The organism is Paraburkholderia sartisoli (assembly GCF_900107685.1).
In the GTDB taxonomy this organism is placed as follows: Bacteria; Pseudomonadota; Gammaproteobacteria; order Burkholderiales; family Burkholderiaceae; genus Paraburkholderia; species Paraburkholderia sartisoli.
Genome location: NZ_FNRQ01000001.1, coordinates 997,102 through 1,008,177 on the forward strand (window position 1 = coordinate 997,102; position 11,076 = coordinate 1,008,177).

At 63.4% G+C, this 11,076-nt stretch carries 11 protein-coding genes; 9 read left to right on the plus strand and 2 right to left on the minus strand.

All coding sequences use genetic code 11. From position 1 onward, the window contains the following. Positions 1 to 152 precede the first annotated feature (152 nt). The 3 genes from BLV45_RS04565 (at position 153) to aroC (ending at position 3,975) form a co-directional block, all read left to right on the plus strand. Positions 153 to 608, plus strand: a complete 456-nt coding sequence (locus BLV45_RS04565) for a CBS domain-containing protein (protein WP_090529522.1) — start codon at positions 153 to 155, stop codon at positions 606 to 608. A 159-nt stretch (positions 609 to 767) separates the two neighbouring features. Beyond that, positions 768 to 2,705, plus strand: coding sequence for an MFS transporter (locus BLV45_RS04570; protein WP_090531115.1), 1,938 nt, complete (start codon positions 768 to 770; stop codon positions 2,703 to 2,705). Positions 2,706 to 2,874: 169 nt separating this feature from the next. Continuing rightward, positions 2,875 to 3,975: a chorismate synthase gene (aroC, locus tag BLV45_RS04575; protein ID WP_090529525.1), complete on the plus strand. Its 1,101-nt coding sequence runs from the start codon at positions 2,875 to 2,877 to the stop codon at positions 3,973 to 3,975. 117 nt (positions 3,976 to 4,092) lie between these two features. Here the strand turns inward: aroC and BLV45_RS04580 are convergent, their stop codons facing one another. Continuing rightward, positions 4,093 to 5,766 (minus strand): electron transfer flavoprotein-ubiquinone oxidoreductase, encoded by a 1,674-nt coding sequence (locus BLV45_RS04580; protein WP_090529528.1) that lies wholly within the window; start codon positions 5,764 to 5,766, stop codon positions 4,093 to 4,095. Positions 5,767 to 5,952: 186 nt separating this feature from the next. On the opposite strand from BLV45_RS04580, the gene BLV45_RS04585 reads away from it, so the two are divergent. After that, the gene (locus tag BLV45_RS04585) at positions 5,953 to 6,732 is read left to right on the plus strand and encodes an SDR family oxidoreductase (protein WP_090529531.1); all 780 of its coding nucleotides are present in this window, start codon (positions 5,953 to 5,955) and stop codon (positions 6,730 to 6,732) included. An 88-nt stretch (positions 6,733 to 6,820) separates the two neighbouring features. Further along, positions 6,821 to 7,252, plus strand: coding sequence for an acyl-CoA thioesterase (locus tag BLV45_RS04590; RefSeq protein ID WP_090529535.1), 432 nt, complete (start codon positions 6,821 to 6,823; stop codon positions 7,250 to 7,252). 91 nt (positions 7,253 to 7,343) lie between these two features. Here the strand turns inward: BLV45_RS04590 and BLV45_RS04595 are convergent, their stop codons facing one another. Continuing rightward, positions 7,344 to 7,889, minus strand: coding sequence for a PAS and helix-turn-helix domain-containing protein (locus BLV45_RS04595; RefSeq protein WP_090529538.1), 546 nt, complete (start codon positions 7,887 to 7,889; stop codon positions 7,344 to 7,346). 218 nt (positions 7,890 to 8,107) lie between these two features. Between BLV45_RS04595 and BLV45_RS04600 the strand changes: the two genes are divergently transcribed. The 4 genes from BLV45_RS04600 (at position 8,108) to BLV45_RS04615 (ending at position 11,059) form a co-directional block, all read left to right on the plus strand. After that, complete coding sequence (locus BLV45_RS04600) at positions 8,108 to 8,812, plus strand: CoA transferase subunit A (protein WP_090529541.1); 705 nt, start codon at positions 8,108 to 8,110, stop codon at positions 8,810 to 8,812. A 2-nt stretch (positions 8,813 to 8,814) separates the two neighbouring features. Then, positions 8,815 to 9,456 carry a CoA transferase subunit B gene (locus BLV45_RS04605; RefSeq protein WP_090529544.1) on the plus strand — a complete coding sequence of 214 codons (642 nt, stop codon included), beginning with the start codon at positions 8,815 to 8,817 and terminating at the stop codon, positions 9,454 to 9,456. Positions 9,457 to 9,742: 286 nt separating this feature from the next. Further along, positions 9,743 to 10,642, plus strand: coding sequence for an alpha/beta fold hydrolase (locus BLV45_RS04610; protein WP_090529547.1), 900 nt, complete (start codon positions 9,743 to 9,745; stop codon positions 10,640 to 10,642). A 63-nt stretch (positions 10,643 to 10,705) separates the two neighbouring features. Next, positions 10,706 to 11,059, plus strand: coding sequence for a RidA family protein (locus BLV45_RS04615; protein WP_090529550.1), 354 nt, complete (start codon positions 10,706 to 10,708; stop codon positions 11,057 to 11,059). Positions 11,060 to 11,076 lie beyond the last annotated feature (17 nt).

Below are 11,076 nucleotides of genomic sequence, written 5' to 3' on the forward strand. Positions count from 1 at the left end.
AGCCACGGCGGGCCCGGCGAAGGATGAAAGTGGGGGCCATCGTATCACCGGGGCCCGGGCGCGTCCGCATGCGGTTTGCCCGCTTTCCTTTTGCACCCCTTTCCGCTAGGATCGAAAGTCAGTCAGGCTTTAAGGCATCACAGGAGACAATCATGCGAGTCAGCGACATCCTCAAGGTCAAGGGCAACACGCTTTTCACCGTCACGCCCGATACCGCGCTGAGCGAAGCAGTCAACACCATGGCCGAGCACGACATTGGCTCGCTGGTCGTCATGGAATACGGCGATCTGGTCGGCATGCTGACCTTCCGCGAAATCATCCTGACGCTGCGCCAGAATGGTGGCAGCGTCGGCACGTCGACGATCCGCAAGATCATGGACGACCATCCGCTCACCTGCACGCCGGAAACGGATGTGAACGAAGTTCGCCGCATGATGCTCGAGCATCACGTTCGCTACCTGCCCGTGATGGAAAGTCGCACGCTGATGGGCGTGATCTCGTTCTACGACGTCGCGAGGGCGGTCGTCGAGGAACAGGGTTTCGAAAATCGCATGCTGAAGGCGTATATCCGCGACTGGCCCGAGCAGGAGCCGGAACAGACGCGTTGAGCGCTCGCCGGAGCGGACAGGGCAGAGCGCCGTCCGCGTTCAATGCGTCGCTGCGGTAAAGATGGAACCTGAGCAGAAAGCGCGCGCGAAAGCGTGCGCTTTTTTTGTGTCCGCGCGGGGCGCCCGTCGCCCTTGCTTCACGTCCTGATCACCGTTTTCATGAACGATCGCCCATTGCCCGGAGTCCGTCGCGCCAGCCGTCCTGGCGGGGAACACGAATCGCAGTTCCGCCTGTTGCGGGAGCGCCGCTTCGCGCCGTTTTTCTGGACGCAGTTTCTCGGTGCGATGAACGACAACGTCTTCAAGATCGGCTTCTCGTCGCTGGTCACGTTTCAGACCGCGCGGTTTTCGGGTGTCGACGCGAAGACGGCCGCCTTTCTGATTGCCGCCGTGTTTATCCTGCCGTTTGTCCTGTTCTCGGCCACCTCGGGCCAGATCGCCGACAAGTACGACAAGGCGATGCTCACGCGTTTCGTGAAGACGTTCGAGATCGGCGTGATGCTGATCGGCGGGGCGGGATTCGTGCTTCACAGCGCGGCGCTGCTGTATGTCTGCACGTTCCTGATGGGCGTCCATTCCACGCTGTTCGGGCCGGTGAAATACGCGTATCTGCCGCAGCATCTGTCGAAGCAGGAGCTCGTCGGCGGCAACGGGATGGTCGAGATGGGCACGTTCGTCGCGATCCTGATCGGAACGATCGTCGGTGGAGCGGCAGCCGGCTTTGTCGAATACGGCGCCATGGTGCTCGCGTGCGGGTGCGTGGCGATTGCACTGATCGGGCGGCTCGTGTCGGGTGCCGTGCCGGAGTCGGCCGCGCCGCATCCGGAGCTGCGCATCAACTGGAATCCGGTCAGCGAAACGTGGCGCAATCTGAAACTCGCCCGCGAAAACCGCACGGTGTTCCTGAGCCTGCTCGGCATTTCGTGGTTGTGGTTCGTCGGCGCCACGTTCCTGTCGTCGTTTTTCACCTTCGCGAAGGACGTGCTCTCGGCGAACCCGGATGTCGTCACGGTGTTGCTCGGCACGTTTTCGATCGGCATCGGCACCGGCTCGCTGCTGTGCGAACGGCTGTCGAGACGCCGCATCGAAATCGGCCTCGTGCCACCCGGCTCGATCGGCATGAGCGTGTTCGCCATCGACCTGTACTTCGCGAGCCACGCGCTTCCACCGGCCACGCATCTGCTCACGGTCGGCGAGTTTCTTTCGCTGCCGCCGCACTGGCGTATCCTCGCGGACCTTTTCCTGCTCGCGATGTTCGGCGGCTTCTACAGCGTGCCGCTCTACGCACTGATCCAGAGCCGCTGCCAGCCCGGCCATCGCGCGCGCATCATCGCGGCGAACAATATCCTGAATTCGCTGTTCATGATCGTGTCGTCGCTGATGGCGGTTGCGCTGGGCGCGGCGGGCGTCGGCATTCCTGGCCTCTTTCTCGTGACGGCGATACTCAATATCGTCGTCGCCACGTATATCTATTCGCTGGTGCCGGAGTTTCTGCTGCGCTTTGTCGCGTGGCTGCTGGTCCACACGTTTTATCGCATCCGCCTCGTGCATGCCGAACGTATCCCCGAAGAGGGCGGCGCGGTGCTCGTGTGCAATCACGTGAGCTATGTCGATGCGGTCGTCATCATGGCCGAGAGCCCGCGGCCGATCCGTTTCGTGATGGATTACCGGATTTTCCGCTCGCCGTTCGCCGGCTGGCTGTTTCGTCAGGCGAAGGCAATCCCGATCGCACCCGCGCACGAGAACCCGGAGATGCTCACGCGTGCCTACGAGGCCTGTGCGAAAGCGCTCGCCGAAGGCGATCTGGTGTGCATCTTCCCCGAAGGCAAGCTGACCCGTACGGGCGATCTGAATCCATTCCGGCACGGCGTGAGCGAAATCATCCAGCGCACGCCGGTTCCGGTCATCCCGATGGCGTTGCGCGGGCTGTGGGGCAGCGTGTTTTCGCGGCACGAGTCCGCGCACCTGCCGCGGCCAGTTCGCAAGGGCATGATGAGCCGTCTGACGCTCGCGGTCGGCGAACCGCTCGATCCGGCCACCGTGACGCCGGAAGGCTTGCAGCAGATCGTGACTGAGTTGCGCGGCGCGCGTAAATAGCCGCGGCGCCACGGTCGTCGGGTTAGCGTGGCCTTACGGCCCGGTCCGGGTACGCGTTTCCTGATGGTCGCGGGCGTTCGCCCACGGCCCGCGCCGCTCGCCGGAGGGCGCGTACGGGCGGACGGGCTGGCATAATAGCGGCTTCCCCGCCTTTCTTTGGACGACGCTCATGTCCGGCAACACCCTTGGTACGCTTTTCACCGTCACGACCTTTGGCGAATCGCATGGTCCGGCAATCGGCTGTGTCATCGATGGCTGTCCGCCGGGAATGGCCCTGACGGAAGCCGACATCCAGTTCGAACTCGATCGCCGCAAGCCGGGCACGTCGCGCCACGTGACGCAGCGCCAGGAAGAGGACAAGGTCGAGATTCTCTCGGGCGTCTTCGAAGGCACGACCACCGGCGCGCCGATCGCGCTCCTGATCCGCAACACGGACCAGCGCAGCAAGGATTACGGCAACATCGCCGATACGTTCCGGCCGGGGCACGCCGATTACACCTACTGGCAGAAATACGGCATCCGCGACTATCGCGGCGGTGGCCGTTCGTCGGCGCGTCTGACGGCGCCGGCGGTCGCGGCGGGTGCGGTCGCGAAGAAATGGCTGCGCGAGCGCTTCGGCACCGAGATTCGCGGCTACATGAGCGCGCTGGGTGAGATCGACGTGCCGTTCGTCGACTGGTCGCATGTGCGCGAGAATCCGTTCTTCGCGCCGAACGCCGACATCGTGCCGCGGCTCGAAGCATATATGGACGCGCTGCGCAAGGATGGCGACTCGATCGGCGCGCGTATCAACGTGGTGGCATCAGGCGTGCCGGTGGGCCTCGGCGAACCGCTCTTCGACCGTTTCGACGCCGACATCGCACACGCGATGATGGGCATCAACGCGGTGAAGGGCGTGGAGATCGGCGCGGGCTTCGCGAGCGTCGCGCAGCGCGGCTCGGTGCATGGGGACGAACTGACACCGGAAGGCTTCGTCGGCAATCATGCGGGCGGCGTGCTCGGCGGTATTTCGACCGGGCAGGACGTGACGGTTTCGATCGCGATCAAGCCGACGTCGAGTATTCGTACGCCGCGTCGCTCGATCGACAAGGCCGGGCAACCGGCTGTCGTCGAAACGTTCGGGCGTCATGATCCGTGCGTCGGCATCCGCGCGACGCCGATCGCCGAGGCGATGCTCGCGCTGGTGATGATCGATCACGCGCTGCGGCATCGCGCGCAATGTGGCGACGTCGTCGTCACCACGCCGAAGATCGCGGCAAGCGCGCCTTGAGGCGCTGACGTCGGCTCGCGCTGCACAGCGCTTTCGTACGGCGAATGATGCAGGCGCCGTAAAACACAAAGCCCCGCGACCGAGCGGGGCTTTTTACTGCATCACGGCGCAGCTGGATCACATATTCGGATAATTAGGCCCGCCACCGCCTTCGGGCGTGACCCAGACGATGTTCTGCGTCGGGTCCTTGATGTCGCACGTCTTGCAATGCACGCAGTTCTGCGCGTTGATCACGAGCCGCTCGCTGTTGTCGTCGTTCTTCACGAACTCATACACCGCCGCCGGGCAGTAACGCGCTTCCGGGCCCGCGTACGTCGCCAGATTCACGTTCACCGGCACCGACGGATCTTTCAGCGTCAGATGTGCCGGCTGGTTCTCCTCGTGATTCGTGTTCGAGATGAACACCGACGACAGACGGTCGAACGTCAGCTTGCCGTCCGGCTTCGGATACACGATCGGCTTGCACTGTGACGCGGGCTTGAGCATCTCGTGATCGGAATGCTGATGATGCAGCGTCCACGGCACGTTGCCGCCCAGCACCTTCTGCTCGAGCCCCACCATCAGCGTGCCCAGATACAGGCCCTTGCTCATCCACTGCTTGAAGTTGCGCGCACGGTACAGCTCGGTGTGCAGCCACGACGTCCTGAACGCTTCCGGGTATGCCGCGAGTTCATCGGCCTGACGGCCGGCCTGGACCGCGTCGAACGCGGCGTCGGCGGCCAGCATCCCGGTCTTGATCGCGGCATGCGAGCCCTTGATGCGCGAGGCGTTCAGGAAGCCCGCATCGTCGCCGACCAGCGCGCCGCCCGGGAATACCAGCTTCGGCAGCGACAGCAGGCCGCCGGCGGTGATCGCCCGCGCGCCATATGAAACACGCTTGCCGCCTTCGAGAAATGCGCGGATCGCCGGGTGAGTCTTGTAGCGCTGGAACTCCTCGAACGGCGACAGATACGGATTCGAATAACCGAGCCCGACGACAAAACCCACCATCACCTGATTGTTGTCGATGTGATAGAGGAACGAGCCGCCGTACGTGTCGTTTTGCAGAGGCCAGCCGGCGGTGTGGATCACGAGCCCCGGCTTGTGCTTCGCCGGATCGATTTCCCACAGTTCCTTGATGCCGATGCCGTAGACCTGCGGGTCGACGCCGTCGCGCAGCCTGAATTTGTCGTTGAGCTGGCGCCCCAGGTGCCCACGCGCGCCTTCGCAGAAGAGGGTGTACTTCGCGTGCAGCTCCATGCCGAGCTGGAAGTTTTCGGTCGGCTCGCCGTCCTTGCCAATGCCCAGATTACCGGTGGCGACGCCCTTGACCGAGCCGTCGTCGTTGTAGAGGATTTCGGCGGCCGGAAAGCCCGGGAAGATCTCGACGCCCAGCGCCTCGGCCTGCTGGCCCAGCCAGCGCGTGACGTTCGCGAGGCTGATCACATAGTTGCCGTGATTCTTGAAGTTATCCGGCAGCGCCCAGTTCGGCACTGATTTCGCGCTGGTTTCGGACAGGAACAGGAAGCGGTCTTCGGTTACCTCGACGTCGAGCGGCGCGCCTTTTTCCTTCCAGTCGGGGATCAGTTCGGTGAGCGCGCGGGGGTCCATCACCGCGCCCGAAAGAATGTGGGCACCGACCTCCGAGCCTTTCTCCAGCACGCACACGCCGATTTCGACGCCTGCCTCCTGCGCGCGCTGCTTCAGACGGATCGCCGCGGACAGCCCCGCGGGCCCGCCGCCGACGATCACCACGTCATATTCCATCGACTCGCGCGGGCCGTACTGTTCAATGAGACTTGCGGGGGTCATTGATGCTCCTCTTACCGTTAGAATGCTTTTTTCGGGATCGTATTGTCCGGGAAGGACCTGGACGCCGCAACCCGAGTCGTCTACATTAGCACGACCGTTCTATTTTTGTGATACGGTTTAACCCTTCTTCGCGGATGCCTGGTTCAGGCAGCCGCCGCATCAACCGAACTCAATAAAGGAACGACAATGGGCCGTTCGATCAATCTGGAAGGCAAGGTCGCGCTGATTACCGGCGCGTCGAGCGGGCTGGGCAAGCGCTTCGCGCAGGTGCTGTCGCAGGCGGGCGCGAAGGTCGTGCTGGCAAGCCGCCGCACCGAGCGCCTGAAGGAGCTGCGCGCCGAAATCGAGGCTTCCGGTGGCGCGGCGCACGTCGTTTCGCTGGACGTGACCGATTACCAGAGCATCAAGTCGGCGGTGGCGCACGCCGAGACGGAAGCCGGCACCATCGACATTCTCATCAACAACTCGGGCGTCTCGACCACCCAGAAGCTCTCCGAAGTCACGCCAGCCGACTTCGAATACGTGTTCGACACGAATACCCGCGGCGCATTCTTCGTCGCGCAGGAAGTGGCCAAGCGGATGATGATGCGCGGCAGCGGCGGCGCGCAGAAACCGGCGTACCGCATCATTAATATCGCTTCGGTGGCCGGGTTGCGGGTGCTGCCGCAGATCGGCCTGTACTCGATGAGCAAGGCCGCGGTCGTCCACATGACCAAATCGATGGCGCTGGAGTGGGGCCGTCATGGCATCAACGTGAACGCGATCTGCCCGGGCTATATCGACACGGAAATCAATCACCATCACTGGTCGACGGAGCAGGGGCAGAAGCTGGTCTCCATGCTGCCGCGGCATCGCGTCGGCAAGCCGGAAGACCTGGACGGCCTGCTTCTGCTGCTCGCGGCCGACGAATCGCAGTTCATCAACGGCTCGATCATTACCGCCGACGACGGCTTCGGCCTTGCCTGAGCGTTCTTTATAGGCGCGGCGGCCGGGTGGTCCACGAACCGCTCCCGGCCCTCGCGCGGATTCTGTTTCAACCTGCAGAAGAAGTACGATGAGCGAACACCACGCCGTTTTTGAGATGTCCATGCCGATCCGTTGGGGCGACATGGACGCGTTTGGCCATGTGAACAACACGGTCTATTTCCGTTACATGGAGCAGGTGCGTATTTCCTGGTTCGAGGTGCTCGGCATCGCCGGCGGCAACGGCGAAGGGCAGGGGCCTGTTATCGTCAACGCATCGATGGAGTTTCTGAAGCAGCTTCACTATCCCGGCGATGTGATCGGTCGCATGTCGGTCGGCACGCCCGGGCGCAGCAGCTTCGACACCGCTTTCAAGCTGACCCGTGCCGACGACCCCGACACCGTCTATGCACGCGGCGCCGCGCGCTGCGTGTGGATCGACTACGCGGCGGGCAAATCCGTGCCGATTCCTGATCTGTTGCGCTCGACGATCGAGCACGCCACGCTCGTGAAGGCGGCCTGAACGGTTTGTTGTGCTGTGGGCACGGCGCCCCCGACCGGGAGCCGGCCTCTGACATCGCCGCCCCGACACGCACGGCACCCGCACGCAGGCCTCAATGTCCGAGCAGCCGTTGCAGCAGTTCGGTGGCGTTGCCGGTGTCGTACTTGCGCATCAGGCGCGACCGGTAGACGTCGACCGTCCGCGAGCTGATATCCAGCGCCCGCCCAATCTGCTTGCTCGTCTTGCCTGTCACCAGTTGCGCGGCGATTTCCCGTTCGCGCGGCGTCAGTTCGACCGCGACCCGCCGCGTCGCGCTGAGATCCTCGAACGTCCACACGCCCACTGCATGCGGCTCGGTGCGCTCGAGCGAGCGTCCAGTCACGTGGCACCAGAACAGTTCGCCGCCCGCGCGCTTCATGATGCGATCGTCGGCGTAGCTGCCCTGCGCGGTCATGATCGACTGAATGCGCTCGCCGATGCGCTCGAATTCATCCGGCGACGGGTACAGCACCTGAAAAGACTGTCCAATCAGCGATTCGCGCGGACAGCGGAAAATCGACGCCAGCTGCTCGTTGCAGTCCTCGATGATCCGCTCGCGCGAAAGCACGAGCCCGATCGGCGCGAGATGAAAGGCGGTTTGATAATCCAGTGCGGGCATAAGGTGCGCGGGTGAAGCCTGAAGCGGCGGGATACGGTGACAAATACTTATGTACTTTTGCGTATTGTGCCGCATGGGCGCGCCATCGTACCCTTTCGAACAGATCAACAGGTGGCGAAGTCACCGCTGAACCGGACGATGGCACGGCGGCGTCGTATGATTCACGGGTATCGCACCGATCCGGATTTCGGAATTCCAATCGAGGAAGGGACAAACTGATGAACAAGGTCTATCCAGGCGCGGCCGACGCGCTTAAAGACATCGTCAAGGACGGGCAGACATTCGCCGTCGGTGGCTTTGGCCTGTGCGGCATTCCCGAAGCGCTGATCGCCGCGCTGCGCGACACCGGCGCTAAGGGCCTCACGTGTATCAGCAACAATGCGGGCGTCGACGGTTTCGGCCTTGGCCTGCTGCTGGAAACGCGCCAGATCAAAAAGATGATCTCGTCGTACGTCGGCGAGAACAAGGAGTTCGAGCGGCAATTTCTCGCCGGCGAACTCGAACTCGAATTCACGCCGCAAGGCACGCTTGCCGAGAAGCTGCGCGCGGGCGGCTCGGGCATTCCTGCGTTCTTCACGAATACCGGCTACGGCACGCTGATCGCCGAAGGCAAGGAAACGCGCCAGTTCGGCGAAAACCACTACGTGCTCGAACATTCGCTGACCGCCGACGTCGCGCTCGTGAAGGCGTGGAAGGCCGACAAGTCCGGCAACCTGATCTATCGCCGCACGGCGCGCAACTTCAACCCGATGTGCGCGATGGCCGGCAAGATCACCGTCGTGGAAGTCGAGGAAATCGTGGAAACCGGCGAACTCGATCCGGACGCGATTCATACGCCGGGCATTTTCGTGCAGCGCATCGTGCTGAACGCGCATCCGGAAAAACGTATCGAACAACGCATCGTCCGCGCGAAAGGAGACTGATCATGGCATGGAATCGTGACGAAATGGCCGCGCGCGCGGCGAAGGAACTGCAGGACGGCTTTTACGTGAACCTCGGCATCGGCCTGCCGACGCTGGTGGCGAACCACGTGCCGAAGGGCGTCGAAGTGTGGCTGCAATCGGAAAACGGCCTGCTCGGCATCGGCCCGTCGCCGACCGAAGAAGAAGTGGACGCCGACCTGATCAACGCCGGCAAGCAGACGGTTACGACGCTGCCGGGCTCGTCGATTTTCTCGTCGGCGGATTCGTTCGCGATGATTCGCGGCGGCCACATCAACCTGGCGATTCTCGGCGCGATGCAGATCAGCAAGAAGGGCGATCTGGCCAACTGGATGATCCCGGGCAAGATGATCAAGGGCATGGGCGGCGCGATGGATCTGGTCGCGGGCGTCAAGCGCGTGGTCGTGCTGATGGAACACGTCGCGAAGGGCGACCAGCACAAGATCCTCGAAGAATGTTCGCTGCCGCTGACGGGCGTGGGCGTCGTCGACCGGATCATCACGGACCTGGGCGTGATCGACGTCACGGACGACGGCCTGAAGGTGGTCGAACTGGCGCCGGGCGTGAGCGTGGATGAAATCAGGGCGAAGACGGGCGCGCCGCTCGATGTGAGCGCGGTGGGCTGACGGGCGCGGTTTCGGGCACAGACATCGGGGCGGCATCGGCTCGATGCGTCTCCATGTTGATAAAGACGGGCGGAACGTGAGTTCCGCCCGTTTCTTTTTGGGTTCAGTGTGAGCCAGCCCGGAGTGACGCGGGGTGTGGCTCTCGTAGACCGTTCGGCCAGGGGGCGGACGCGCGGCAAAGCGGTTTACAATCGGTTGCATGTCGAGCGGTTGTCTGAGGCTGCATATCAGGCACGCTGCATTCTCTTCCGGAACAACGGCCGCGCCCCGGCCAGGAGACTCACCGATGACGACCGCCACACCTTTCGCGTCACCTCGCCAGCATGAAGTGCAGTGCATAAGCCCGGGTGGCCTGCATCGTGTCGCGTACACCGAGTGGGGCGATCCGGCCAATCCGCGCGTGCTGCTGTGCGTGCATGGCCTCACGCGAACGGGGCGCGATTTCGACCGGCTCGCGGCTGCGTTCGCCGATACGTATCGCGTGGTGTGCCCGGACGTGGTGGGCCGGGGGTTGTCCTCATGGCTTTCCGACCCCAACTACTATGCCGTGCCGCAGTACGTCAGCGACATGATCACGCTGATCGCGCGGCTCGATGTGCAATCGGTCGACTGGTTCGGCACGTCGATGGGCGGCCTGATTGGCATGGCGCTGGCGGGCGTGCCGGATTCGCCGGTCCGCAGGATGCTGGTCAACGACGTGGGGCCGCATGTCGAGCCGGTGGCGCTCTCGCGCATCGGTGACTATCTCGGCAAGCCGGCGCGTTTCGAGGCCTTGCAGCAGGGTATCGATTACGCTGCGCTGCTCGCGGCGTCGTTCGGACCGCTCACGCCCGATGAGTGGCGCGAGATCAATACCCCGTTGCTGCACGAGCGCGATGGCGCGTGGCAGCTTCGCTACGATCCGCGCATCGCGCAGCCGTTTGCCGCTGCAACGCCAGAAATGACAGCGCTGGGCGAAGCCGCGCTGTGGCGTTCGCTGGCGGCGACCGAAGGTCCGGTGCTCGTGGTTCGCGGGGAGTTGTCCGATCTGCTTTCGCGTGAAACAGTCGAAAAAATGATCGGGCAGGGGCGCGCTGTATCGAGCGTCGAAATCCCGGGCGTCGGACATGCACCCGCTTTCCTCGCAGACGAGCAGATTGACATCGCGCGGCGCTTCTTCATCGGCGAAACATCAGGCGCGTCATAATATTGGGTTGCGCGCCGCGGTTTGCCCAACCGGTTATCTTCAACCTCAATCACAGGATTTTTCATGGCAGTCATTCGTCACCACGTTGGCCCGCGTCTTTCGGAAACCGCTGTGCATAACGGTACCGTCTACCTCGCCGGCCAGATCGCCGAAGACACGAACCAGGACATCGCCGGCCAGACACGCGAAGTGCTGGGCCACATCGACCGCCTGCTCGCCGAGGTGAACAGCGACAAGTCGCATCTGCTGTCCGTGCAGATTTACATCTCCGACATGGCTCACTTCGCCGGCATGAACGCCGTGTGGGATACGTGGGTTGCCGCCGACGCCACGCCGCCGCGCGCAACGGTCGAAGCGAAGCTGGCGAACCCGGCATGCCTCATCGAGGTCGTCGTCGTGGCCGCGCAGCGTAGCTGATCGAATCCAGCAACTGT